This is a genomic window from Candidatus Fermentibacter sp. (genome assembly GCA_030373045.1).
Classification (GTDB): Bacteria; Fermentibacterota; Fermentibacteria; order Fermentibacterales; family Fermentibacteraceae; genus Fermentibacter.
Genome location: JAUCPW010000013.1, coordinates 1 through 24,076, shown reverse-complemented (window position 1 = coordinate 24,076; position 24,076 = coordinate 1). Strand labels below are relative to the sequence as shown.

Below are 24,076 nucleotides of genomic sequence, written 5' to 3'. Positions count from 1 at the left end.
CATGGGCGGGGGCCGCGGCGACGGGCTTACACACATCGACAGGGCCGGCAGGGCGGTCATGGTGGATGTCTCGGAGAAGGCGGCGACCCGGCGCACCGCCTGCGCGTCCGGCAGGATCCGGATGTCGGAGGAAGCGGCCTGCGCGATGGATGACTCCTCGGCGGCCAAGGGCGACGTGCCCGCGGTGGCGCGGGTGGCCGGCATCATGGCGGTGAAGCGCGTGCCGGAGCTCGTCCCGCTGTGCCACTCCACCTCGGTCTCGAGCGTCGGGATCGAGTTCGCCCGTACCGCCGGGGCTCTCGACTGCACCTGCACGGTCACCGGCGTCGACAGGACGGGCTTCGAGATGGAGGCCCTCACGGGGGTGTCGGTGGCGCTGCTGACCGTCTACGACATGCTCAAGGCGATCGACCGGTCCATGATCATCTCCGATATCAGGCTGCTCTCGAAGTCCGGGGGCAGGTCGGGGGAATACAGGGCGCGGGAGCTGGACGGCTGAGCGCGCCCGCCGGAAGTTGCCGGACCGCGCTGCGGTGCGTGCTGTCGGGAGGAGGGCCATGGCCAGGGTCGAGTACATAGGGATCCCCTCTCCGGACGGGCACGTGCCGATGGCTTCCACGAGGCTCGGGGTCGACGTTTCGGGCGAACCCACGCCGGAGCGGGTGGCTATCTTCGACTCCTCGGGGCGGGCTTCCTGGCTGGACGCATCCTCCGGGGTCGCCAGGCTCACATTATTGGCTGCCAGCGATCTGGATGCGCAGAGCATCACCGGGGGGACCCTCCTGGGGATCGGCAGCGCCGTGATCGCGGTCATCGCCGGCGATGCCGGCCATCCCTGGCTGGGTGCAGACGTGATCGAGCCCGGGGAGGTCGACTGCGGGGATGCGGTGACCTTCCAGCGGACGGGTGGCGGGAATGCCGGAGTGCTGACCCTCAGCGACTCCTGCATCCGCGGCGAGAGGGAGGACCTTAGCGGGCCCGCTCTGATCGAAGCTCTGGAGGCCGCGGGATTCCGCGCCGTGCGCTACGCCGTCGAGCCCGACGACCGGGAGGCCATATCCGCGAGACTCGGCTCGTGGTGCGACGACGGCTCCTGCGACCTGATCCTGACCACCGGCGGAACCGGGCTGTCCCCCCGCGACTGCACCCCCGAGGCGACCCTGGACGTTATCGAAAGGCCCGTCCCGGGCATCCCGGAGCTCGTCAGGTCGAAGTCGGCCGAAACCGTCCCCACGGCCTGGCTTTCGCGAGCAGTGGCGGGGATCCGTGGAGGCACGCTGATCGCGAACCTTCCCGGCAGCAGGAAGGGTGCCGTAGAGAGCCTCGGCTTCATGCTGCCGCTGCTGCCGCACGCCCTCGAAGTGGCGGGAGGCAGGGTCAGCCGCTGCGGAGGCTGAGCCCTCTCTTCATCAGATCCACCAGCAGGCCGGGCACTAGATCCGGCGAATCCGCGACCATGTCGGCCAGGAGGAGTTCGGAAGCCTCTCCGAACCCCCAGGTGCAGCCGATGGACGGGATCCTGTTCGCCCTCGCAGCCTCGAAGTCGAGGTACCTGTCCCCGGTCATGACGGTGAAGCACGGCGCCTCGGCCTCGATCAGCGCCCCCAGTGTATCCGCCTTGCTGTCGCGGTCGCCGAGCCCTTCCGCCTGGTCGAGAAGCTCGGCGATGCCCAGGGCTTCCAGCACCATCACGACATAGGCCCTGCCGGCGTTGGAGCAGACCGCGGTTCGCCAGCCCATCGACCTTATCGTCGAGAGCATCCCCGGCACGCCGGGATATACCCTGCCCGACTCGAGAACGGTGCGCTTCTGGATCCTCGCGAGGGCCTCCCGGAACGCCGGCCGCAGGGCCGGGTCGGGCACCAGGGTAGGCATGAGGATGTCGAGGGGCTGGCCGTAGAGCGATTCGATCGAAGCCCCGTCGGGCGGGTCGATGCCCACCTCGGACATGGCCATCGAGAGGGCCGGCGTCAGGGCGGCCGACGAATCGTGCAGAGTCCCGTCCAGATCGAATACCGCGAGCTTCTTCAGCGCATCCTCCGTTCGTCCCCCGACCGGGGTGGCGAGTATATAACCGCGAACGGACGGAGGTGAACCGTGCTCTGGGCCATCTCGGATCTCCACCTGCCGGGTGGGACCGGCAAGAGGATGGATGTCTTCGGGGAGGCCTGGGCGGGGCACGCCTCGAGGATCGAGGAAGCCTGGCGGGCGTCGGTGGGCGCGGATGACGTCGTGCTCGTCCCGGGCGACCTTTCCTGGGCCTCCAGGCCCGCGGACGCCATGCCCGACCTCGCATTCCTCGGATCGCTGCCGGGGCGCAAGTACATCACGCGAGGCAACCACGACTACTGGTGGAAGTCGCTCGCGGGCGTACGGGAGATGCTCCCCGCTGGAATCGGGGCGCTGCTGAACTCCGCGGTCGATGCCGGCGGCTTCGTGCTCTGCGCAGCCAGGGGCTGGACGCTCCCCTCCTCCGAGTTCTTCGTCGAGGAGCGCGACCGCCCCATATTGGAGAAGGAGATTGGAAGGCTCGGGATGGCTGTGGAGTCGGCGCTGGACATCGACGGCGGGCCGCGGGTCGCCATGATGCACTTCCCCCCCACCGAGGACGGCGGGAGGACGGCTTTCACCGACATCCTGGCAGGTGCCGGGATCGATGCCTGCGTCTTCGGCCACCTCCACGGGGAGGTGCGGGCCGATCTCTCGCGCTTCGAACTGGACGGGGTGTATTACGTGATGTGCTCGGCCGACCAGGTGGGATTCGCCCCGGTTCCCGTCGTGCTCGGCGACCGGTATGCGGAGCGGGGGGTCCGGGGATGATCCTGCACGCCGGGAATCTGGGCGTCTCCTTCGGCGAGGACGAGATCTTCTCGGGGCTGAGCTTCTCGATCGAACGCGGCGACAGGACTGCGCTGGTCGGGGTCAACGGCGCGGGCAAGACGACCCTCTTCAGGGTGATGGCGGGATCGCTCGAACCCACGGAGGGCACCCTGGTCGTCGCCCGGGGAGTCAGGGTCGGATATCTGCCCCAGGAGATGTCGGAGTTCCCGACGGGACCGCTGCTCTCGCGGGTGATGTTCCATTCCGACGAGATCAGGAAGGCGCTCTCCCTCCAGCACAGGCTGCACGAGGACCTCTCGGGCGAGCTCGACTCCGAGTCCGAGCAGGCCGTCCTGAAGGACCTCGAGGCCGCTTCAGCCGTCCTCGAGTCGGCGGGCTTCTACGACCTGGAGCACAGGGCCGCGCGGCTGCTCGGAGGGCTGGGGTTCAGGCAGGAGGAGATGGAGAAGCCTCTGGTCGAGTTCTCCGGCGGATGGAGGATGAGGGCCGAGCTGGCCGCCCTGCTGCTGGCCGATCCCGACCTCCTGCTCCTCGACGAGCCCACGAACCATCTGGACCTCGACGCCAGGCTGTGGCTCGAGGAATACCTGAAATCCTTCCCCGGGGCCGTCTGGATGATATCCCACGACCCGGCGTTCCTCGACCGCACCGTGAAGAGGGTGTGCGAGATAGAGTTCGGGCGCCTCGGCTCCTACCGCGGCGGATACACCAGGTACGAGGAGCTCAAGAGCGAGGAGATCCGCGAGCGGGAGAAGCAGGCGGGCCTGCAGGCCGCTCAGCGCGAGAAGTACGAACGCTTCATAAACAAGTTCAGGAGCAATCCCAAGAAGCGAAACCTCGTTCAGAGCAGGATGAAGATGCTCGAGCGCATGGAGGTGATCGAGACCCACAGGAGCCCGTCGAGGATGAGGATACGCTTCCCGGAGGTGCCGCGGGGGCCGCAGAAGGTCCTGGAGCTGAAGGGAGTGTCCAAGAGCTACGAGCGCAGCATCTTCTCGGGCGTAGACCTGGTGGTGGGCAGGGGCGACAGGATAGGGATCGTCGGCAGGAACGGCGAGGGCAAGTCCACCCTGTCCAGAATCATGGCCGGGATCGAGGAGCCCACGTCGGGCACCTCGAGGACGGGGCCGGGGGTGATGCTGGGCTATTACTCCCAGGAGGTCGAGATCGCCCTCGACCGCGAGCTGTCGGTGCTCGACCAGGTGGCGGCGGTCTGCCCCGAGCGCTCGCAGGGGGAGCTGCGCAGCTACCTGGGCATGTTCCTCTTCACGGGCGACGAGGCGTTCAAGAAGACAGCCGTGCTCTCGGGCGGCGAGAAGTCGCGCGTGGCCCTGGCCCGCATCCTCATGACACCGCTCAACCTGCTCATACTCGACGAGCCCACGAACCACCTCGACATCTTCTCGCGCGAGGTGCTCGAGGAGGCGCTGCGGGACTACGCCGGCACCCTCATCCTCGTGAGTCACGACGAGAAGCTGCTCTCTTCGACGGTCGACTCGATCTACGAGGTCGAGAACGGCCGGGTCAGGCCCTTCGCGGGTTCGTTCGCCTGGTACGTCGAGAAGAAGCAGAAGGAGCTCGAGGCGGGGTTCGGCGCCGAGCGGAGGGCAGCGGAGCCGCAGGGCCCGTCCCAGAGGGAGGTCGAGAAGCAGAGGAAGCGCGCCGAGGCGGAGGAGCGCAACCGGCTCTACAAGAAGCGCCTCGAGGTCGAGAAGAGGATGCAGAGGGTGGAGAGGGACCTCATCCCGCTGGAGGAGAAGAAGAAGGAGATCGAGACGGCCCTGTGCGATCCCGGCATCCTCGCGGACGGCAGGAGGGTGGTCGAACTGCAGAAGGAGCACGCCTGGCTGGCGGACCGGGTCAACGGGCTCCAGGTCCGCTGGAACGAGTTCGCCGAGGAGCACGAGAGGCTTTCCCCATCCAACGGAGGTCGCGATGCCTGAGCTGGAGTTCAGGGACGGCAGGTACTACCTGAAGCCGGGCGGGCTCAGGATGAACAGGTACATCATCCTGGCGCCGCTCGTGGCTCTGGTGATCGCGATGGGGGTGTCGCTCTCCGTAGCAGGGGGTTTCGACAAGGGCGGCCCCTTCGAAGATGCCGCGCCGATTGCCATGATCGTCCCGTTTGCATTCATGGCCATCTTCATCGCCATCTCCGTAGCCACCCTCTCGGCGCGGCAGGGGGTCATCGTGATCGATCCACCGGCTTCCACCGTCACCTTCACCCGCACTGCGGCAGGGAGGTATCCCGGGCGCCAGAGCGTGTCCTACTCCGATATTCGCGAGGTCGTCCTGACCGCGAGGAGCGGCGTCTATGAAGGCAGGGGCCCCGGGAAGCTCTTCGTGATACGCCTCATGACCGCAGGGGGTGAGGAGGACCTGATCTCCCTGCCCGCCGAGGCGGAAGCGCGGCGTCTGGCGCAGGAGATATCGGGTCTGGTCGCGAGATCCCTGAGGGACATGACCTGAAGGAGCGGAGCATGAAGAAGCGGACGGTGCTGAAGATCGTGAACCCGCTCCTGGCCCTGGCCTTCCTGGCAGTCGCGGGGGCGGCGATGGGCAGGCGGGCCGGCCTGGTGGACGGAGACCTGTTCAGGCTGGTCCATCCCAACGCCGGCTTCGCATTCATCACCCTCGCGGTGCTCCACCTTATCCTCAACTGGGGATGGGTGAGGACCGCCTTCGTGGGCGGGCGCAGGAGCTAGTCCAGCAGGCCCAGCACTCCGGCCAGGATGTGGACCATCGTGGTCGGGGAGGGGACGACAGCCGTCGAGCCGTGCAGCAGGCGCGCCCTGAGCGCGGCGTTGGCCACCAGCTCGCTCTCGGGGGGGCACAGCGCGGTAGGCCCCAGCAGCCTGGGCAGCATGCCCGCGAGTTCCGCCGCATCGATCCCGCCGCTCCCGATCATCCAGACCCTGATCGAATCCCCCATGGGTTCCACAGTCACCGATGCCGTGCCGGGGATGCCCGGAAGGGCGCTCCTGGCGAGGATCCTCTCGAAAACGCCGGCGAAGACGGCCGTCTCGTCGGCGGTGGCGCCTGTGCATGCGATGTCGGTGCTCGATACTCCGGCTGCCACGGGCATGGAGCTCATGGCGTGGAATACCGGCACTGAAGAGGGTGAAGGCACCGTCATGCGGGCGCGGGCCGGCGGCGGCGGCGCAGCGGAGGTCTTCCAGGGCTCGAAGGCGCCTCCGGAGCCTGATCCCTTGAGCCACAACAGATTGCCGGCCCCCGGCACCGGCGGGAACTCCCTGGCGACGATCGAATCCACCGCACTGAAGAGAGGCGCCCAGATCCTGCCGAATTCCGCGTCCCAGCCGTGCGACATGCCTTCCGTGAACTGCAGCTCGGCCGGCGTGATCCCGGAGGAGCACAGCACCTGGACCGCCACGGAGCTGCCTTCGCCCACCGGCACGATCTCGGTGCCCGACCCCCTCCAGACCCCGTCGTAGCTGCTCGCGGCCGTGGTGTCGACCGTCCAGAGGAAGGTGCTCGTGCTCCAGGGGCCGTTCGAGATCAGCGTGTCGCTCCCGGAAGCCAGCCAGCGGCTTCCGCGCAGCGGGATCGCGGGAGCCGGACCCGGTTCGTCGCAGCGGTGCCATACGATGGCGACGGGTCCCTCCTGGTTCACGGCCTCGAGCTGGAGGAAGCCGGACCAGACGGAGGTGTCGGCGATGACCGCCGAATCGCCCATGGCGGCCATCTCGGAGACGAAGAGGTCGGCGGTCCCGGGAGGGGTGACCGCCAGGTAGGCGCACCAGGCCGTTCTCTGGATCAGGAAGCCCTCGCAGCCGAGCGTCCAGAACCTCTCGCGGAACTCGTCCGTAACTCCCTCCCATGGGCTTGCCGGAGGCATCCCGCCGGGCAGGAAGACGGCGATCGCGTCGAATTCGTCGGAGAGCGGGGGCTGGTGGCAGACGGGGGTTGCCCCCGAGAGGGCCGTCAGGAGAAGGAGACAGGCGGGGATCGATCTCACAGGGTTCCCGCAATCGAGTCGAGGGCTTCAACGTGGGCGTTGGCCGCTTCCGCGGCCTCGCGGGCCTCGCCTATCGCCCCCACCGGCGGGGCCGGCACGGGCGTCGAAGTGAGCGTGTTCTGGGTTTCCACCGCCTGGGCCGCCTCGGCCCCGGGTGTGGTGCCCGTCGCCTGTCCGGCTTCCTCGCCCGACGGTTCCCGGCCGCAGGCCAGGGCGAGACAGGCGGAGAGCGCGAGGAACGCTCCTGCATGTGATCTCATGTCAACCGTCCCGTCTTTCGACCCAGGGTTCGAGGACCCTGGCGAGGACTTCGGGCCCCTCGAACCAGGACAGGGCCAGCCCGTAATTGGTGACCGGCACGCCGGCCTCGGCGAGTCTCCTCACGCGGGCGGCGGCGGCCTGACGGCTAATCATACAGCCTCCGCAGTGCACGGCAACGCTGTAGCGGGAAAGCTCGCGGGGATCGGGGAACTCGCGGCCGAAGGCATGGTCGATCTCGACGCCGGGAACCGCCGCCACGAGCTTGCGGGGGATCTGCGCGGTGCCTATGTCCTCTGCCATCCTGTCGTGGTTGCACGCCTCCGCAATCAGCACGCGGTCGCCCGCGCGGAGGCCGTCCAGGGCCGCGGCCCCCCTGGCGAACAGGTCGAGATCGCCGCCCGCGGTCTGGTTGATCATCATAATCGAGAACGTCGTAAGCGGTATCTCCTTCGGCACCCAGTCCTTCATCAGGTCTATGGCCTGCGAGTCCGTGAGCACGAGCTGGACCCCGCCCGAGCGCCCGAAGGCCGACAGGAAGCTCTCGAACCTGCTTCGCTCGGCGGCGGCGAGCGCCGTATCCGAGCTCCTGCCGAGGCGGAGATCGGTCCTGTAGAGACCCACCGGGACCATCATCCGGAGGAGATACTCCATCGCCATCTCCTGGGGCCTGAGAAGCCTCCCCGACGGGGTCTCCTCGTCCATGGGGATGTGCAGGACCACCGCGCCACGCGGCCTGATGAAGGGCAGGAGCTGCGGAGGGGCATCCCCGGCCGGCCTGGCCCTCGTGACCAGGTCTACCAGCGGGTGGAGCGAAGCCTGGTCGGACAGGTCGGCCATGATCGACGGGACGGCCGTCCTGTCGGGAAGGGCGATCCTGCAGAACTCGACCGCATCCGCCAGGGTCGCCCCCCTCTCCGCAAGGATGCGCTCCGAATCGGCACGGATGTTGAACACGAGAGCGAGCGACCTGCCGTGCCTCCTGGCCGCGTTCCCGATCGACTCCTCGACTTCGGGCGAGCCTTCGAGCAGCACCTGGACGGGGTCGATCACCAGCAGGGCCAGATCGCACTCCTCTAGGGCCGCCCAGGCCTTCGCCCTCTTCTTCGAGCCGAGATCCCCTCCCTCGTCGATGCCGGCTGTGTCGAGGATGCGCGCCGGGCCGACGGAATGGATCTCCATGACGGCGCTCTTCGTGTCGGAGGTGGTGCCGGGCGTGGAATCGACTATCGAGGTGTACTGCTGGGTGAGGAGGTTCATGAGGGTGCTCTTGCCGGCATTGATCCGGCCGAAGATCCCTATCACCAGCCTGTCGACCCTTGGCATCCCGGCTCCTTTCGTGGATCGGGCGGCGCACCATGGAAGGGGACTATACTACTAACAACCCGGAAGAAGGCCCGAGGGACGGCGTTCCGGGGAGTAACAACTTGACCCGCACGCGCTCCGGGCCGATAATCGCTGACTGCGCGGAGAGGTGGCCGAGAGGCTGAAGGCAACCGCCTGCTAAGCGGTTGATGGGCTTAACACCTATCCGAGGGTTCGAATCCCTCCCTCTCCGCCACGATCATTCCTCCCGTCCGGTGTCAGAGGAAAAAATGTCAAGTAATCAGCCTTTTCGTAGAAGTTGCGTATTTTCACATATGATGGTCCAGCGCCTAATAGTCTGCAATTTCGAACAGAGTGCTCGGAGCGAAGGGATACATTGCCTGAGATATCGATTGTTCTAGCTGCTCGTAAGCTCTGTAGTTGATTACTTGACATTTTTTCCTCTGACACCGGACGAGGGGCGGGGATGCAGATAGGATTGAAGGAAGCGGCGGGGCTGCTCGGGGTGCCCGAGCGGACCGTGGAGAAGTGGATCCGTGAGGACTCGCTGCCCGCCGTCCGCGTCGGCGGACAGCTCCGGTTCAACAGGACCGAGATCCTGGAGTGGGCCACTTCCCGGCGCATGACCCTGTCCTCCGTCCTGTTCCCCGACCGCGCCGATGGAGAACGCGCCGGCGGTCTCGAGAGGGCCCTCCGGGCCGGCGGGATCAGATACGGTGTCGCGGGGACCGACAGGCATTCCGTCCTCGAGGCGGCCCTGTCGCTCATGCCCATGCCCGACAGCGCAGACAGGGGCCTCCTCCTGCAGGTGATGGAGGCCCGCGAGGCCATGGGCTCCACGGGCATCGGCGACGGCATAGCCATCCCCCATGTCAGGAACCCCATAGTCCTCGACATCCCCGAACCGATGATCACCCTGTCGTTCCTCGAACGGGAGGTCGAGTTCGGTTCGCTCGACGGCAGGCCGGTGAACACGCTCTTCATGATGATGAGCCCGACCGTGGATTCGCATCTCGCGATCCTATCGCGGCTGGCGTTCGCGCTGAGGCAGCCGGCCTTCATGGAGGCCGTCTCCAGGAGATGCCCTGAAGCAGGGATCCTCTCGCAGGCCGCTGCCGTCGATTCCCTCCTCATCTCCCGCACCCCGTCGCCGAGGCAGGGGTGACGCAGGCATGATCCCGGCCCTCCTCGCCTTGTCGATCCTCACTTTCACGGCATCGGCCCCGGTCCTCGCCATGCTCCGCCGGAACCCGCGGGCCGCGTCCCGGCTGGGTCCGGCGACAGCCGTGGCGGGCTGCGTCCCGGGGATCGTCGCAGCCATCCTGACTCTGGCAGGTGCCGGGCCCGCATCTGCGACCGCCTCGTGGAGCGTCCCTTCAGGCGGCCTGAGCATCGGCATGGACGCGCTCTCCGCGCTCTTCGCCATCCCGGTGCTCATCGTGTCCGCGCTCGCGGCGATCTACAGCAGGGGCTACCTCCGCCATGCAGAATCCGAAGGCAGGAGCACCGCACCGTTCTGGGCGTGGTACGATCTCCTTGCAGGCGGGATGCTGCTCGTAACCGTCGCGAGGAACGCCCTCCTCTTCCTGCTGGGCTGGGAGGTGATGGCGCTCGCGTCGTTCCTCCTGGTGATGTTCGACGCCCACGACCCCCGCGTCAGGCGCGCCGGCTGGATCTACCTCGTTGCCACGCACGTCGGCACGGCCTGCATACTCGCCCTCTTCGCGATCCTCGGACATGCCGGATCGCTCGAGTTCGACAGACTCGCCCTCCCAGCGGCCTTCCCCGCCGGGATCGCCTTCGTGCTGGCATTCGTCGGTTTCGGGACGAAGGCGGGGTTCGTGCCGCTGCACGTCTGGCTCCCCGAGGCCCATCCCGCAGCCCCTTCCGGCGTCTCCGCCGTGATGAGCGGCGTGATGATCAAGACGGGGATCTATGGCCTCCTGCGGTTCCTGATGATCCTTGGCTCGCCTCCCGCGTGGTGGGGATGGGTTCTGCTGACCGCAGGCGTGACATCGGGCGTGGTCGGCGTTCTCTCGGCCCTCGCGCAGCATGACCTGAAGAGGCTCCTGGCCTATCACAGCGTCGAGAACATCGGCATCATCGCCATCGGGCTGGGCCTGGGCCTCCTGGGGATCAGCCTCGGCATCCCCGCGATGGCCTTCCTCGGCTTCGCCGGCGGGCTGCTCCACGTCGTCAACCATGCCGTGTTCAAGAGCCTGCTCTTCATGGGCGCCGGATCGGTGCTCGAGCGCACGGGCACCAGGGACATAGACCACCTGGGCGGCCTCTCGAAGAGGATGCCCGCCACAAGTCTGTGCTTCATGACCGGCAGCATGGCGATCTGCGGCCTGCCGCCCTTCAACGGCTTCCTCAGCGAACTGCTGATCTACCTGGCGGCCTTCGCCGGTCTCTCGGCGACCGCCGCGAGGATACCGGCCGGATCGACGGCCGGCCTGCTGGCGACAGGCGGGCTGGCGCTCATCGGCGGGCTTGCCCTGGCCTGCTTCACCAAGGCTTTCGGAACCGTGTTCCTGGGCGAGCCCCGCACTCCGCACGCTGCAGGAGCGCGGGAGGTCGACGCCTCCATGCGGACCCCGATGATCGTCCTTACCGCAGCCTGCCTCTGCATCGGGCTCGCGGGGCCGGCAGCCGCCCCCGTCATCGGCCCGGTCGTGGATTCGGTGCTCGCGGGCTTCGGCTTCGCGGTATCCGCCGGAACGGCGCACGATGCGCTCGGAGCCCTCTCCGCGGCATCGGTCGCCTCCGCTGCAGTCCTGCTGCTGGCCGCTTCCGTCTTCGCCGCGCGTTCGGCCATCCTGAGGAACCGCAGGACCTCGTCCGCGCCGACCTGGGGCTGCGGCTTCACCTCGCCCGCGCCGTCGATGCAGTACACGGCCTCGTCCTTCGCCGATCCCATAGTGGGCCTCTTCGGAGCCATCATCCGCAGGAGGCGCCGTTTCGAGGAGCCGGCGGGGCTCTTCCCGGCCTCGACCGAGTTCTCCACCGACACGCCCGACGTCTACCAGGAAAAGCTGTACAAGCCGGTTTTCTCGGCCTTCGAGAGGGCGTTCTCCGGCTTCAGGGTGATCCAGCACGGCAGGCTCAATCTCTACGTGCTCTACATAGCCGCGGCGCTCTTCGCGCTGCTGTTGTGGAAACTGTGACGGGGCGGGCGGGATGACGATCCACGGCCTTCTTTCGATCATCGCCGGACTCCTGCTGGCTCCGCTCCTGCAGGGAATCGTGAACCGGACCAAGGCTGTCTTCGCGGGAAGGCGCGGAGCGCCCCTGCTCCAGCAGTACCGTGACATCGCGAGGCTCCTGAGGAAGGGCGCGGTGTTCAGCGGCACCACGACCTGGATCTTCCGGCTGGCACCGTCGATCACCCTCGCCTGCGCCCTCGTCGCTCTCGTCGTCCTCGCGCCCGCCCCGGTGGAGCAGGGATGGGGCTTCGCCGGCGACGCCCTCCTGCTTGCCTATGCCCTGGGGCTGGCGCGGTTCCTGACCGTGGCAGCCGCCCTCGATACCGGATCGAGCTTCGAGGGGATGGGCGCGAGCCGGGAGGTCCTCTACTCCGCCCTCGCCGAACCGGCCCTGCTCGTCGGGATCGCAGTCCTCGCCAGGGTGTCGGGCGGGACTTCGCTTGCCTCGATCCTCCAGGGAGCCGGCGTGACGGGATGGGTTTCCGCGGGCACAGCGCTCGCCCTCGTGGGGGTTTCGTTCTTCGTCGTGCTCCTCGCGGAGAATTCGCGCGTACCCTTCGACGATCCGAACACGCACCTCGAGCTGACGATGGTGCACGAGGTCATGGTCCTCGATTCCTCGGGGCCCGATTTCGCGCTCGTGACCTACGGGGCGTCGCTCAAGCTCTGGGTCTTCTCAGTCCTGTTCGCATCCCTCGCGGTTTCGCCGCTGGGTCTCTCCGGGTTCGCCCTCCTGGGTGCCCTCACCGCCGCGGTCCTGTTCACGGGCGTGATCGTGGGCACGGTGGAATCGACCATGGCCAGGTCGAGCCTCGCCCGCGCCCCCCTTCTCCTCGCCGGCGCATGCGCGCTCTCGATCCTGGCATTCATCCTGGCCTCGAGGTTCCTGTCGTGACTGCAATGCTCGACATCGTGCTCGTCGCGCTCATCCTCTCGAACTTCGTCCTGCTGGGCTCGAGCCGCCTCTCGAGCTGCATCCGCACGGCCGCGCTGCAGGGCATCATGGCCGGTCTGCTGCCCCTGGCCACCGCCGGGGCCGGCCTCTCGCTTCGCATCGTCGCCCTCGGCCTGGCTGTAGTCGCCCTCAAGGGCTTCGTCTTCCCCCACCTGCTCAACAGGGCGCTCAGAGAGTCGGCCACGAGCCGCGAGGTCCAGCCGTTCGTCGGATACACTCCGTCGCTGCTGGCCGGCCTGCTGGCGCTCGCCGCCTCCTTCTGGCTCGACGGCAGGCTGGCTCTCCCGACGCATTCCGCATCGTCGATCCTGGTGCCGGTTTCCTTCTCGCTGATGTTCACGGGGATCTTCCTCCTCGTGGCGAGGCGCACCGCGGTCAACCAGGTGCTCGGCTACATCGTGCTGGAGAACGGGATCTACGCGTTCAGCCTGGCCGTTGTCAGGGACATCCCGTTCCTGGTCGAGCTGGGCGTCCTCATGGACATGTTCGTGGCGGTCTTCGTGATGGGGATCGCGATCTACAGGATCAACTCGGAGTTCGACCACATCGACTCCGACAGGCTCTCGACCCTCAAGGGGTGACGGGGTGACTCAGGCCTGGGTCCTCATCCCCGCGATCCTGATCCTGCCGGCCCTGCTCGCGGTCGCGGGCATGCTGTCGCGTTCCGCAAGGGTCGCCCTCGGGATCTGCGCGGCCGGAACGGTCGCCACCGGCGCCCTGATGGCCGCACTCGCCGCCCTCGTGCCGCACGGAGCAGCCGTCACCGTGCCCGGCGGCTGGCTCCGGGTCGACTCCCTCTCGGCCCTGCACCTGGTCGTGATGGCGATCGTCTTCTGCCTGGGAGCCCTGCAGGCCCCCGGCTACTTCAGGCACGGCGTCGCCGACGGATCGTTCGACAGGCGCACCGCCCGCAGGTACGCCGGGCTCTGGTTCGGATCCCTGGCCGCCATGGCGGCGGTCCTTCTCTCCAACAACCTCGGCCTGATGTGGGTGGGCATCGAGGCGACCACACTCCTCACGGCCTTCCTGATCTGCGTCACAACAACCCCGGGCTCCCTCGAGGCGATGTGGAAGTACCTGCTCATGTGCTCGGTCGGCGTGGCGCTCGCCTTCACCGGCACGCTGCTGCTCGCCGCCTCCGCCGGGCGGACGGGCATCCACGGCACCGAAGCCCTCCTGTGGACCAGCCTGGCGGCTTCGGCCCGCGGGCTCGACGTCCAGCTCGTGAAGGCCGGCTTCGTCTTCATCGTGATCGGTTACGGCACCAAGGCGGGTCTGGCGCCCATGCACAACTGGCTGCCCGATGCCCACAGCCAGGCCCCCGCCCCCGTTTCGGCCGTATTCTCCGGGTTCCTGCTCAACGCCGCCCTCTACTGCATCCTGAGGTGCCTGCCCGTCGCCGAGGCCGCCACAGGAGACGCAGGATGGGCCAGGGGGATCCTCGTGGCCGCGGGGCTGGTGTCGATACTCACAGCCGCGGCATTCGTCGTGGTCCAGCGCGACCTCAAGAGGCTCCTCGCCTACTCCAGCCTCGAGCACATCGGGATAGTCACGCTTGGCGCCGGAATCGGAGGCGTCGGCGCCTTCGCCGCGATGTACCACATGGTGCTGCACTCGATCGCGAAGAGCACGGCCTTCACCGGAGCCGGCAGGCTGATCGAGATCTTCGGCGGCAACGACATGAAGCGGATAAGGGGATCCCTCTCCGCGGCCCCCCTCTGGGGGACCTGCCTCCTGGTGTCGCTGCTGGCCCTCGTGGGCACGGCCCCGTTCGGCCTGTTCTTCAGCGAGTTCATGATGCTCAGGGCCGCATTCGACGCGGGATCCTACGCCGTCGGAGCGGCATTCCTCGCCGGGCTCTCCATCGTGTTCATAGGCGTGCTCCGCCACGCGATCCCGATGGCCTGGGCCCCCGGAGAGAAGCCGGCGAACCCGCATGTCCCGGGTATCGTGGAATGGCTGATCGTCGCGCTGCCCCTCGCGGCCCTGCTCCTCTCCGGGCTCTGGATGCCGTCATTCGTGCGCGAGGCCTTCGCCGCCGCCGCCTCCGTGACGGGGGTGCTGCCGTGAAGCAGGGCGCGGCCATCACCAACTGCGGCACCCTCCCGCTTGCCGAGGTCCCGCTCCTCACCCGGGCGGAGTTCGGCAGGTTCGTGGCGGATTCGGTGTCCGGCGGATCGAGGATCTCCGCCATGTTCGCATGCGACGCCCCCGGCGGCCTGACGATGTACGCCGTGCTCGCGGGCGCCTCCACCGGGCAGATCTGCGTCGCATCGACGAAGCCTTCGGGAGGGATGGACTCGATCGTGCCCGAGTGCCCCCAGGCCCATCTCTTCGAGCGCGAAGTCTCCGAGGAGTACGGGATCGAGTTCAGGGGGCACCCCTGGATGAAGCCCGTGCGGTTCATGGAAGGCGGCCCGGCGTCGGCCGCCACATGCGATTTCTTCAGGATCGGGGGCGAGGAGGTGCACGAGGTCGCAGTGGGGCCGGTGCACGCGGGCATCATCGAACCCGGCCACTTCAGGTTCCAGTGCCACGGCGAGACCGTCCACCACCTGGAGATCGCCCTGGGATACCAGCACCGCGGCATCGCGAAGGCCCTCAGGGGCAGGCCCGACAGAAGGAGGACGATGCTGGCGGAAGCCATCGCAGGCGACACCTCGGTGGGCCACGCCACTGCGTACTGCTCGGCCCTCGAGGCGCTCTGCGGCACCGACGTGCCTGCAAGGGCGCAGGTTCTGCGCGGGGTGGCCCTCGAGCTCGAAAGGATGGCCAACCACATCGGCGACCTCGGCGCTCTGGCCGGTGACGTGGCCTTCCTGCCCACCATGTCGTTCTGCGGCAGGATCAGGGGCGACGTGCTCAACATCACCGCGGAGATGTGCGGCAACCGCTTCGGCCGCGGCCTCGTGGCGCCCGGAGGCCTCGTGCGCGACATCGACGGCGATGTCGCCGGAAGGATGTCGGCTTCGCTCTCGAAGGCGGTCTCCGAGGCGGAGGAGGCCGTCAGCCTGCTGTGGGACACCCCCTCGGTCATCGGGAGATTCGAGGGCACAGGCACCGTGACCCGCGCACTCGCATCCGCCATCGGGCTGGTGGGCCCGGCGGCCAGGGCCAGCGGCCTCGAGCTCGACTCGAGGAGGGACTTCCCGGGCGGCATCTACAGGATGTCGCACATACCGCTCTCGGTTTGGGATTCCGGCGACGTGTTCTCGCGCGCCCTCGTGCGCTGGATGGAGTGCCAGAGATCGGCCGCCTTCGTCCGCGAGCAGCTCGCCAGCCTGCCGGGAGGGCCGGTGTCGGCGCCGCCGGCGGACCTCCCGCGAAACAGGATCACGGTCTCCATCACGGAAGGCTGGCGCGGCGAGATCTGCCACGTCCTCCTCTCGGACGACCGCTGCGGGATCCTGGAGTGCAGGACGGTCGATCCGTCGTTCCACAACTGGTTCGGCCTCGCATGCGCCATGCGCGGCGGGCAGATCTCCGACTTCCCGCTCTGCAACAAGAGTTTCAACCTGTCGTACTGCGGGCATGATCTCTAGGGAGGGCGCGGGATGCTGAGGATCATCAGGGCCAGGCTGCGCCAGGGGCACAGGACGACCCGTTACCCGGCCGGACCGCCCCCCTCTCTGCCGGAGCGCTATGCCGGGATGCCGGTCATCGACGGGGCGGAATGCCCTTCCGGCTGCTCCCGCTGCATCGACGCCTGCCCGGCCGGCGCCGTTGCGCGCTGCGGCAGATCGGTCTCGATCGACACCGGCATGTGCGTCTTCTGCGGAGCCTGCGAAACGGCCTGCCCCCGCGGGGCGATAAGCTTCACCCGCGAGCACCGGCTCGCATCGAGGGACCGTGAGGGATTGATCGTGAAGCCCGGCGCCGCGCCGGGCCCCCGCGACATCTTCGACGCGAAGGCCGCCGCGGTCTTCGGCAGGTCGCTCAAGCTCCGCCAGGTGAGTGCCGGCGGCTGCAACGCGTGCGAGGCCGACACGAACGTCCTCGGCACCGTGGGATGGGACCTGGGCAGGTTCGGCATCCAGTTCGTCGCGTCGCCCAGGCACGCCGACGGCCTGCTGGTGACCGGCCCGGTGACGCTGAACATGCGTGAAGCCCTGCTCTCGACATACGATGCCGTGCCCGAACCGAGGATCGTCATCGTCACGGGGGCCTGTGCGATCTCGGGCGGGCTCTTCCGCGGGATGCCAGCGACATCCGGCGGAGCGGAGGGCCTCCTGCCGGTGGACCTCTACATCCCCGGCTGCCCTCCGCATCCCCTCACGATCCTCGACTCGCTCCTGCGCTTCCTGGGGAGGACCGGCCCCGACGGGCGGAAGGCTCCGGGAGGCCGCATCAGGGCCGCAAAACCTGTGGGAGAGCCGGAGTAACCGTCAGCGCGAGCGGCGGATGACCCCGGCCCCGAGCACCATGTCACCGGAGTAGAGAACGAGGTATTGCCCGGGGGCGGCTGCGAAGACAGGGCTGCCGAAGACGGCCTCCACCACCGAGCCTCCCGGGTCCAGGCACCTCACCTCGACCGGCACTTCCGCCCCCGTGCTCCTGGTCTTCCCGGATGCCCCGAACGCGGACGGAGGCGTCTCCCACGCCAGCCAGTTCATCGGCCCGGCTTCGAGCGAAGTGCTCGTCGCCTCGTCCCTGGTTCCGACCGTCACGGTACCCGTCGCCGGATCGGTACGGATCACGTACAGCGGCTCGCGGCGCCCCCCCAGATCGAGCCCGTGCCTCTGCCCCGGCGTCAGCAGCGCATACCCATCGTGCCTCCCGAGCAAGTTCCCGGCGCCGTCGACCAGGTCGCCGGGCCTCGAGGCCTCGGGCCCGAGCAGGGCGGGCAGCCCTCCGGCGCCCGTGAAATCCTGGCTCTCGGCCCTGGCGGCGGTCCGCGACAGCCCCGAGGCGCGCACGAGGGCCACCGCCCGGTCCTTCGTCATGCCCGAGAGCGGGAACAGAGTCCGTGCGAGCATCGGCCTCTCAACCATAGCCAGGAAGTAAGACTGGTCCTTCTTGCGGTCGAGGGCCCGGATCAGGACGGGCTTCCCGTCCCGGGCCGTCCCTGTCCCGGCGTAGTGGCCAGTGGCGAATCCGTCGCAGCCGATCCCGTTCTCCGAAGCCCAGTGCCGGAGTGCGCCGAACTTCACGAGCCGGTTGCATGCCACGCACGGATTGGGGGTGAGGCCGTCGAGGTAGCCCCGCCGGAACGGTTCGAGGACTTCCGCGACGAATGCATCGGTCAGGTCGGCTGTGAAATGCGGGATGCCGAGCGTTTCCGCGGATATGCGGGCTTCGCGGACCGAGGCATCCGAACCGGCGGCGCATGCCGGCAGCACCCTTCCCCCGGCGACCCCGAACGTGACGCCGATGACCTCGTAGCCGCCGTCCAGGAGCATGATCGCGGCCGCCGTCGAGTCGACGCCGCCGCTCATGGCAAGGAGGACCCTTTCCGCCATTGTATTCACATCCCTCCGGTATGTGTATGTTCCTTTCCGTGTGACGATGCAAGGGAGAGAGTCGAGGACATGAAACCCACTGGACCCGTTGATCTTTGCTACTTCTCCGGCACGGGGAACACGGCTCTGGCCGCCGGCAGGATGGCCGTCGAGTTCGGCATCAGGGGGATAGAGACCAACCTCAGGGCGATCGAGGACACGGACCCGGCCACGCTGTACACGTCAGGCACAGTGGGCATCGCCTGCCCGGCCGCTGCCTTCACGACCTATCCGCTGGTATGGCGCTTCGTGCGCAATCTCCGCCCGGGCAACGGCAAGGGGGCCTTCCTCCTGGTGACCATGGGCGGGTCGACCTGGGGGCTGGTTGGTCCCATGCGCGCCCTTATCGAGTCCAGGGGCTACGTGCCCCTCGGGGCCAGGCGCCTCGTAATGCCCTCGAACTTCATGGTGAAGTCCATGAACGAGGGCTTCAACGCCGCCCGGCGCGAGGCCGCCCTCCTGAAGGCCTCCTCCTTCGCCGCCGACCTGTGCGACGAAAGGGCTTCGTGGAGGAGGATCAGGGGTCTGCCGGACTTCGTGGCGAAGCATCTCGGCACCGACAGGCCGTTCGCCTGGATGCGGAAGAGGCTCGCCCTCTCGGCCGACCCCGCGGTGTGCAACAGGTGCGGGCTCTGCGCCGCGAAGTGCCCGTCCAGCAACATCAGGATGAACGATCTGCCCGAGTATGCGGACAGATGCGAACTCTGCATGCGGTGCCAGTCGATCTGCCCCGTAAATGCCATCCGCATCCGCGGCAAGTCCTTCGCCCAGTACAGGGGCAAGGCCGAACCCTGGCGCGCCGACATCGTCCAGCAGTAGAATCATCGTCCTGCAGGCTGCAGGCATGATGTTCCCGTACAACCCCGGAGATATCGACCCTCAGTGGTCCTTCTGCTGGACGGAGCAAGCGGCATGAACGAGAGCAACGACACAGGTCCGGTCACGGGCGGGGACGCCCCCTCGCCGGGACGCGACTTCATCCGTGACATCATAGACGAGCACAACAGGACGGGGCGCTTCGGCGGGCTGGTCCACACCCGCTTCCCGCCCGAGCCCAACGGCTACCTCCACATCGGGCACGCCAAGTCGATCTGCCTCAACTTCGGGATAGCGAAGCAGTACGGCGGCCTCTGCAACCTGCGCTTCGACGACACGAACCCCTCGAAGGAGGAGGTCGAGTACGTCGACTCTATAATGAACGACATCCGGTGGCTCGGATTCGACTGGGAGGACCGCCTCTTCTTCGCGTCGGACTACTTCGACCGCCTGTACGAATTCGCGGAGAGGCTGATCCTGAAGGGCAGCGCCTTCGTCTGCGACCTCCCGGCCGACGAGGTGAGGAACCACCGCGGCACCCTGACCGAGCCCGGCAGGAACAGCCCGTGGCGGGACCGGCCGGTCGACGAGAACCTCGACCTCTTCAGGAGGATGCGGGCGGGCGAGTTCCCCGACGGTTCGCGTACCCTCCGAGCCAGGATCGACATGGCCTCGCCCAACCTCAACATGCGCGACCCCGTGGTCTACCGGATACTGCGTGCCACGCACCACAGGTCGGGCGACAGATGGTGCATCTACCCGATGTACGACTATGCGCACCCCGTCTCCGACTCCCTCGAGGGGATCACCCACTCGATCTGCACCCTGGAGTTCGAGGACCACAGGCCCCTGTACGACTGGTTCCTCGACGAGCTGGGCATCCACCACTCCCGACAGATCGAGTTCGCGAGGCTCAACCTCACGCACACCGTGATGAGCAAGCGCAAGTGCCTCGAACTCGTCAGCGACGGGCTGGTCTCGGGCTGGGACGACCCCAGGATGCCCACACTGGCGGGCATCAGGCGGAGGGGCTATCCCTCTGCCGCCGTGAGGGCCTTCGCCGAGCGCGTGGGAGTTGCCAAGCGCGACAGCACGGTGGACATCGCACTGCTCGAGCACTGCGCCCGCGAGGAGCTCAACCGCACAGCGCCGCGTGCGATGGCGGTGCTGAGGCCCCTGCGCGTCGTGATCGAGAACTACCCTGCGGACAAGGTGGAGGAGTTCGACTACGTCGTGAACCCCGAGGACCCGTCGTCGGGCACCCGGAGGATCCCCTTCTCCCGCGAGATCTTCATCGACAGGGACGACTTCCGCGAGGTGCCCCCGCCGAAGTACCACAGGCTATCGCCGGGCGCCGAGGTCAGGCTGCGCTACGCCTACCTGGTCCGGTGCACGGGGGTCGAGAAGGATCCAACGACCGGTGAGGTCACCGGGCTGCGCTGTACGTACGATCCCGCCACCCGCAGCGGCGACGCGCCCGACGGCAGGAAGGTGAAGGCCACCCTTCACTGGGTCTCCGCTTCTAACTGCACGGAGGCAGAGGTGCGGCTCTACGACCACCTCTTCTCGGCGGAGTACCCTGGAGCTACCGAGGGTGTGAACTGGAAGGACGAGATCAACGCGGCCTCGCTGGAGACAGTCACTGGCGCCATGGTCGAGAGGCATCTCGCCGATGCTCCTGCAGGCACGGGCTGGCAGTTCGAGAGGCTCGGATACTTCTTCAAGGACCCCGTGGACTCGGCACCCGGCAGGCCCGTCTTCAACCGCACCGTCACGCTGAAGGACGCCTGGGCGAAGATCGAGAAGGCCGGAGGCGGGGCATGACGGAGGTCAGGACCCGGATAGCCCCCTCCCCCACGGGCGACCCGCACGTCGGAACCGCCTACCAGGCCCTTTTCGACTACGTCTGGGCGAAGAGGAACGGCGGGAGCTTCGTCCTCCGCATCGAGGACACGGATCAGGAGCGGTCCACCCCCGAATCCGAGCAGGCCATCCTCGACTCCCTCTCCTGGCTCGGCCTGAAGTGGGACGAGGGCCCCGGCGTCGGCGGCCAGTACGGCCCCTACCGCCAGAGCGAGCGGCTCGGCATCTACCGCGAGCATGCCGAGGCCCTGCTCTCGAAGGGGGCGGCCTACCGCTGCTTCTGCACGAAGGAGCGGCTCGACTCGATGCGCGACGCCAGGCGCTCGGGCGCCGGATCTGGCTACGACAGGCTCTGCCGCGACATCCCCGTTTCCGAGTCCGACCGGCGCGCCGAGGCTGGCGAGCCCTTCGTCATCCGCATGAAGGCGCCCCTCGAGGGGGACTGCGTCTTCACCGACCTCCTGCGCGGCGAGATCCGCAAGGCATGGTCCACCGTCGATGACCAGGTGCTGATCAAGGGCGACGGATTCCCGACGTACCATCTCGCCGTGGTCGTGGACGACCACCTCATGCGCATCAGCCACATCATCCGCGGCGAGGAGTGGATCAACTCCGTGCCCAAGCACGTCCACCTCTTCGGCCTCTTCGGCTGGGAGCCGCCGGTGTTCTGCCACCTGCCGCTGCTGCGCAACGCCGACAGGAGCAAGCTCTCGAAGCGCAAGAACCCCACGTCGATCACCTACTTCCGGCAGGCCGGCTTCCTCCCCGAGGCGCTCCTGAACTACCTCGGGATGATGGGCTGGAGCATGCCCGGCGGTGGGGAGAAGTTCTCCGTCGACGACATGATCGCGCAGTTTCGCCTGGAGGACGTCACCCTCGGCGGCCCGGTGTTCGACATAGCCAAGCTGCGCTGGCTGAACGCGCGGTACATCAGGGAGGACCACACTCCCGAGACGCTCTTCCCCAGGCTCGAGAGCTGGGGGCTCAACCGAGAATACCTCCAGAAGGTTACGCGGGTGGCGCACACCAGACTCGAGACCCTGGCGGACTGGGGCCCCCTGACGTCCTTCTTCTTCGCCGACTCCGTCCAGCTGGACGCCGAGGCGCTGCTCCTGAAGGGCCGTACGCCGGAGGAGACGCAGAGGATACTGCAGTTCGCCGTCTGGGAGCTGGAGCGCCTGCGCGGCCTCTCGACCGAAGGCGTCGAGGCGGTGTTCCGTAACCTGTCGGAGAAGACCGGGCTCAAGCTGCGAGACCTCACGCGCCCGTTCTACGTCGCTGTGAGCGGCTCGAAGGCCTCGACCCCGCTCTACGACTCGATGGCCCTGCTGGGCTCTGACATGGTGCGGATGCGCCTCCGCCGCGCCATCGACGCCCTCGGCCAGGTGACCCAGGGAATGCTCGCGGAGTGGGAGCGGGAGTACGCGGAAACCTTCTCGGCGCAGGCTTCCGAAGAGGATCCCCGGGAAGGGTCTTGACGCAAAAGCCCCCTGCGGGCGATAGTACCGGCCTTGCCTGCGGTCCCATCGTCTAGAGGCTAGGACGGGTGGTTCTCAGCCATCAAACCGGGGTTCGATTCCCCGTGGGACCGCCATCTCAGTTTTCGGCCCCTGTAGTAGATCGAGAAGCCCTATCTCACCAGCATCCTTGGGTGTTCCAACTACACCGTTCTTGTCGCAGGCAACCCCACTGGGAAACAGAACGCTGGCCATTGTCTTTTTCCCCGATGGTTCCGAGGCTTTCCAGAGATCGTCTAGGTGTTCCAACGTGACCTGCGCACGAGTGAGCAGATCGTCCATCGGAACCTCGAGCTGCTCCAGTCTGTCAACAGCTTCGAGTGTGCTGTTGATCTCATCCTTCAATTTGGCTGCTAGCCTTCTGAAGTCCTCCTCCTGGATCTTCCCATCGCTGTACTTAAGGACAAGGGCATCCCGTTGCTCCTGGAGCTTCCTTGCCTTCCTCCGCCCAGTCTCCTGATCCGCTACCCTCGAGGCGGAACGATCCGCCCAGCACTCTTTCACGAATTCGAAGAAGAGATCTAGCACGGGCTGATTGGAGGCTATCTGCTCCAGGTTCTTTTCGAAGGACCGATGAGCCCTTTCTAGTGGCAGGCTGAATCCACCCATACTACATCCAAAGCGATGCTTTGACTTCTGTAGAGCATAGTAGCCGTAGCGTTTGTGTTTTCCTTTCGGCTTGCTGGCTGTGAGGACAACACCACAATCACGGCATCGCAGAACGCCCCTCAGTGGGTACTCAGGATTCTCACGCGAGTGTGCCACATGACGGCAGGGGTCCCTCCCCAGCTTCCGCTCGATCTTCTCATGAAGATCCCGACTTATGAGGGGCTCATAGACAGACTGATCGGCGTATCCTTCTTCTTCGTTTATCAAGACCAAACCAGCATAGAGAGGGTTCCCGAGGAGGCGATCGAAGCACTGAGGGCTCATCGGTTCTCCCGAACCTATCATCCTGAAGCCAGACCTGTTCATTCTAGCCAAAACCTCGCCCTGCATCGCCCCAGTGGTTCCGAACTCGGTGAAGGCGTCCCTAAGCAGAGGAGCTCTGTCAGGATCAAGCGCCCATCTTCGCTCGTCATCTCGCCTGCCATCTGGTTTTCTGGCAATCATATAGCTTGTGATAGGCCGGCAAGTTGGAACACCCTTTCTACGTGTCGCCTCCATTCGTTCCTTGGTCTTCTGGCTGAGATCACGGGAGTAGAATTTGTTTATCTGGACATGAATCCCCTCCACCAGCTCGCCCATTGCCGAGTTATCGAGGTTCTCGTGAAGGGAGTGGAGCGTAATTCTCTGCTTGTCTAGAGCTTCCTTGAACTTGATGTGATAGGATGGATTGCGGAAGAGCCTGGAAAGATCCCAGATGTAGACATCGGTAATGCGATCAGGATTGCGTTCTACATAGTTGAGTAACTCGAGAAGCTTCGGGGAGACGTTGTAGGCAGATTCTCCCTCCATCCTTACTACTCGGGCAATTTCAACCTTATCTACAGCACAACGTGCTATCAGTGCGGATTCCTGCTTCTCAAGGCTGTAGCCTTCTGTTGCCTGCCTTGGATCAGGAACCCGCGCGACAATGACAGCTCTACGCTGACCAGGTATCTGTTTGTTGGAGACCTTGCTGCGCTTCTGCTTTCTCATCGCCTTTTCTTTTCTGGTTCCGTATCTCCTGCTCAGCCTGCTCACAGACACGAACGGCGAAGAAATGTAGAATCTCCATCAGATGGCCAAGTTCGTCCTCGGGGAGTGCTATATCGCCTCTTCCCAGGATCTCTCTGCATTGTCGCTGTCTCTTGTACACATCTGACGCTGCCGAC

The 24,076-nt window shown here is 66.7% G+C and carries 23 protein-coding genes and 2 tRNA genes; 19 read left to right on the top strand and 6 right to left on the bottom strand.

Annotated features, from left to right (window positions below; translation table 11 throughout):
• The first annotated feature begins 1 nt into the window (after window position 1).
• Both moaC and QUS11_03055 read left to right on the top strand, forming a co-directional pair.
• A complete protein-coding gene (gene moaC, locus QUS11_03060; GenBank protein ID MDM7992271.1) occupies window positions 2-499 on the top strand; it encodes a cyclic pyranopterin monophosphate synthase MoaC in 498 nt (165 codons plus the stop codon).
• Between the two features lie 34 nt (window positions 500-533).
• Entirely contained in the window at window positions 534-1,397 is an 864-nt protein-coding gene (locus QUS11_03055; protein ID MDM7992270.1) for a MogA/MoaB family molybdenum cofactor biosynthesis protein, read from the top strand.
• Here the strand turns inward: QUS11_03055 and QUS11_03050 are convergent.
• Window positions 1,378-2,124, bottom strand: a complete 747-nt coding sequence (locus tag QUS11_03050) for an HAD hydrolase-like protein (protein MDM7992269.1) — start codon at window positions 2,122-2,124, stop codon at window positions 1,378-1,380. The two genes, QUS11_03055 and QUS11_03050, sit on opposite strands and share 20 nt — an antisense overlap.
• Between QUS11_03050 and QUS11_03045 the strand changes: the two genes are divergently transcribed.
• The 4 genes from QUS11_03045 to QUS11_03030 are packed head-to-tail and all read left to right on the top strand — an operon-like array spanning window position 2,098 to window position 5,546.
• Complete coding sequence (locus tag QUS11_03045) at window positions 2,098-2,820, top strand: metallophosphoesterase (GenBank protein ID MDM7992268.1); 723 nt, start codon at window positions 2,098-2,100, stop codon at window positions 2,818-2,820. The two genes, QUS11_03050 and QUS11_03045, sit on opposite strands and share 27 nt — an antisense overlap.
• Window positions 2,817-4,784 (top strand): ABC-F family ATP-binding cassette domain-containing protein, encoded by a 1,968-nt coding sequence (locus QUS11_03040; GenBank protein MDM7992267.1) that lies wholly within the window; start codon window positions 2,817-2,819, stop codon window positions 4,782-4,784. The genes QUS11_03045 and QUS11_03040 overlap by 4 nt, the downstream gene beginning before the upstream one ends.
• Window positions 4,777-5,310, top strand: coding sequence for a hypothetical protein (locus tag QUS11_03035; protein MDM7992266.1), 534 nt, complete (start codon window positions 4,777-4,779; stop codon window positions 5,308-5,310). Before QUS11_03040 ends, QUS11_03035 begins: the two co-directional genes overlap by 8 nt.
• 11 nt (window positions 5,311-5,321) lie before the next feature.
• Complete coding sequence (locus QUS11_03030; protein ID MDM7992265.1) at window positions 5,322-5,546, top strand: hypothetical protein; 225 nt, start codon at window positions 5,322-5,324, stop codon at window positions 5,544-5,546.
• On the opposite strand, the gene QUS11_03025 is transcribed toward QUS11_03030, so the two are convergent.
• The 3 genes from QUS11_03025 to QUS11_03015 are packed head-to-tail and all read right to left on the bottom strand — an operon-like array spanning window position 5,543 to window position 8,404.
• Window positions 5,543-6,820, bottom strand: a complete 1,278-nt coding sequence (locus QUS11_03025) for a hypothetical protein (GenBank protein ID MDM7992264.1) — start codon at window positions 6,818-6,820, stop codon at window positions 5,543-5,545. The genes QUS11_03030 and QUS11_03025 overlap by 4 nt on opposite strands.
• Window positions 6,817-7,080 carry a hypothetical protein gene (locus QUS11_03020; protein ID MDM7992263.1) on the bottom strand — a complete coding sequence of 88 codons (264 nt, stop codon included), beginning with the start codon at window positions 7,078-7,080 and terminating at the stop codon, window positions 6,817-6,819. Before QUS11_03020 ends, QUS11_03025 begins: the two co-directional genes overlap by 4 nt.
• 1 nt (window position 7,081) lies before the next feature.
• On the bottom strand, window positions 7,082-8,404 hold the full coding sequence (locus tag QUS11_03015; protein MDM7992262.1) for a 50S ribosome-binding GTPase: 1,323 nt from the start codon (window positions 8,402-8,404) through the stop codon (window positions 7,082-7,084).
• 142 nt (window positions 8,405-8,546) lie between these two features.
• On the opposite strand from QUS11_03015, the gene QUS11_03010 reads away from it, so the two are divergent.
• From QUS11_03010 to QUS11_02975, 8 genes are all read left to right on the top strand, one after another.
• Window positions 8,547-8,639, top strand: a tRNA-Ser gene (locus QUS11_03010).
• Window positions 8,640-8,882: 243 nt separating this feature from the next.
• Window positions 8,883-9,569 carry a PTS sugar transporter subunit IIA gene (locus QUS11_03005; protein MDM7992261.1) on the top strand — a complete coding sequence of 229 codons (687 nt, stop codon included), beginning with the start codon at window positions 8,883-8,885 and terminating at the stop codon, window positions 9,567-9,569.
• A gap of 7 nt (window positions 9,570-9,576) precedes the next feature.
• Window positions 9,577-11,571 carry a proton-conducting transporter membrane subunit gene (locus tag QUS11_03000; protein MDM7992260.1) on the top strand — a complete coding sequence of 665 codons (1,995 nt, stop codon included), beginning with the start codon at window positions 9,577-9,579 and terminating at the stop codon, window positions 11,569-11,571.
• A gap of 13 nt (window positions 11,572-11,584) precedes the next feature.
• The gene (locus tag QUS11_02995; GenBank protein ID MDM7992259.1) at window positions 11,585-12,505 is read left to right on the top strand and encodes an NADH-quinone oxidoreductase subunit H; all 921 of its coding nucleotides are present in this window, start codon (window positions 11,585-11,587) and stop codon (window positions 12,503-12,505) included.
• Window positions 12,506-12,510: 5 nt separating this feature from the next.
• Window positions 12,511-13,146 carry a hypothetical protein gene (locus tag QUS11_02990; GenBank protein ID MDM7992258.1) on the top strand — a complete coding sequence of 212 codons (636 nt, stop codon included), beginning with the start codon at window positions 12,511-12,513 and terminating at the stop codon, window positions 13,144-13,146.
• Window positions 13,147-13,150: 4 nt separating this feature from the next.
• Window positions 13,151-14,635 (top strand): proton-conducting transporter membrane subunit, encoded by a 1,485-nt coding sequence (locus QUS11_02985; GenBank protein ID MDM7992257.1) that lies wholly within the window; start codon window positions 13,151-13,153, stop codon window positions 14,633-14,635.
• Window positions 14,632-16,107, top strand: a complete 1,476-nt coding sequence (locus QUS11_02980; GenBank protein MDM7992256.1) for an NADH-quinone oxidoreductase subunit C — start codon at window positions 14,632-14,634, stop codon at window positions 16,105-16,107. Before QUS11_02985 ends, QUS11_02980 begins: the two co-directional genes overlap by 4 nt.
• Window positions 16,108-16,119: 12 nt before the next feature.
• Complete coding sequence (locus QUS11_02975) at window positions 16,120-16,947, top strand: 4Fe-4S binding protein (protein MDM7992255.1); 828 nt, start codon at window positions 16,120-16,122, stop codon at window positions 16,945-16,947.
• Window positions 16,948-16,950: 3 nt separating this feature from the next.
• Here QUS11_02975 and mnmA read toward each other — a convergent pair whose 3' ends face one another.
• Window positions 16,951-18,024 (bottom strand): tRNA 2-thiouridine(34) synthase MnmA, encoded by a 1,074-nt coding sequence (gene mnmA, locus QUS11_02970; protein ID MDM7992254.1) that lies wholly within the window; start codon window positions 18,022-18,024, stop codon window positions 16,951-16,953.
• Window positions 18,025-18,093: 69 nt separating this feature from the next.
• On the opposite strand from mnmA, the gene QUS11_02965 reads away from it, so the two are divergent.
• The 5 genes from QUS11_02965 (at window position 18,094) to QUS11_02945 (ending at window position 23,564) form a co-directional block, all read left to right on the top strand.
• The gene (locus QUS11_02965; protein MDM7992253.1) at window positions 18,094-18,882 is read left to right on the top strand and encodes an EFR1 family ferrodoxin; all 789 of its coding nucleotides are present in this window, start codon (window positions 18,094-18,096) and stop codon (window positions 18,880-18,882) included.
• A 63-nt stretch (window positions 18,883-18,945) separates the two neighbouring features.
• Window positions 18,946-20,703, top strand: a complete 1,758-nt coding sequence (locus QUS11_02960) for a glutamine--tRNA ligase/YqeY domain fusion protein (protein MDM7992252.1) — start codon at window positions 18,946-18,948, stop codon at window positions 20,701-20,703.
• On the top strand, window positions 20,700-22,220 hold the full coding sequence (gene gltX, locus QUS11_02955) for a glutamate--tRNA ligase (protein ID MDM7992251.1): 1,521 nt from the start codon (window positions 20,700-20,702) through the stop codon (window positions 22,218-22,220). Before QUS11_02960 ends, gltX begins: the two co-directional genes overlap by 4 nt.
• A 41-nt stretch (window positions 22,221-22,261) precedes the next feature.
• Window positions 22,262-22,336, top strand: a tRNA-Glu gene (locus QUS11_02950).
• A 688-nt stretch (window positions 22,337-23,024) separates the two neighbouring features.
• Window positions 23,025-23,564, top strand: coding sequence for a hypothetical protein (locus QUS11_02945; GenBank protein MDM7992250.1), 540 nt, complete (start codon window positions 23,025-23,027; stop codon window positions 23,562-23,564).
• A 280-nt stretch (window positions 23,565-23,844) separates the two neighbouring features.
• Here QUS11_02945 and QUS11_02940 read toward each other — a convergent pair.
• The coding region (locus tag QUS11_02940) for a hypothetical protein (protein ID MDM7992249.1) at window positions 23,845-24,076 on the bottom strand (232 nt) is incomplete at its 5' end.

Coding starts and splice junctions, on each gene's coding strand:
- QUS11_03030 (MDM7992265.1), top strand. CDS start 5,322: ATGAAGAAGCGGACGGTGCTGAAGATCGTGAACCCGCTCCTGGCCCTG.
- QUS11_03015 (MDM7992262.1), bottom strand. CDS start 8,404: ATGCCAAGGGTCGACAGGCTGGTGATAGGGATCTTCGGCCGGATCAAT.
- QUS11_03000 (MDM7992260.1), top strand. CDS start 9,577: ATGATCCCGGCCCTCCTCGCCTTGTCGATCCTCACTTTCACGGCATCG.
- gltX (MDM7992251.1), top strand. CDS start 20,700: ATGACGGAGGTCAGGACCCGGATAGCCCCCTCCCCCACGGGCGACCCG.
- moaC (MDM7992271.1), top strand. CDS start 2: ATGGGCGGGGGCCGCGGCGACGGGCTTACACACATCGACAGGGCCGGC.
- QUS11_03035 (MDM7992266.1), top strand. CDS start 4,777: ATGCCTGAGCTGGAGTTCAGGGACGGCAGGTACTACCTGAAGCCGGGC.
- QUS11_03040 (MDM7992267.1), top strand. CDS start 2,817: ATGATCCTGCACGCCGGGAATCTGGGCGTCTCCTTCGGCGAGGACGAG.
- mnmA (MDM7992254.1), bottom strand. CDS start 18,024: ATGGCGGAAAGGGTCCTCCTTGCCATGAGCGGCGGCGTCGACTCGACG.
- QUS11_02995 (MDM7992259.1), top strand. CDS start 11,585: ATGACGATCCACGGCCTTCTTTCGATCATCGCCGGACTCCTGCTGGCT.
- QUS11_02990 (MDM7992258.1), top strand. CDS start 12,511: ATGCTCGACATCGTGCTCGTCGCGCTCATCCTCTCGAACTTCGTCCTG.
- QUS11_02965 (MDM7992253.1), top strand. CDS start 18,094: ATGAAACCCACTGGACCCGTTGATCTTTGCTACTTCTCCGGCACGGGG.
- QUS11_02975 (MDM7992255.1), top strand. CDS start 16,120: ATGCTGAGGATCATCAGGGCCAGGCTGCGCCAGGGGCACAGGACGACC.
- QUS11_02945 (MDM7992250.1), top strand. CDS start 23,025: ATGACGGCAGGGGTCCCTCCCCAGCTTCCGCTCGATCTTCTCATGAAG.
- QUS11_03020 (MDM7992263.1), bottom strand. CDS start 7,080: ATGAGATCACATGCAGGAGCGTTCCTCGCGCTCTCCGCCTGTCTCGCC.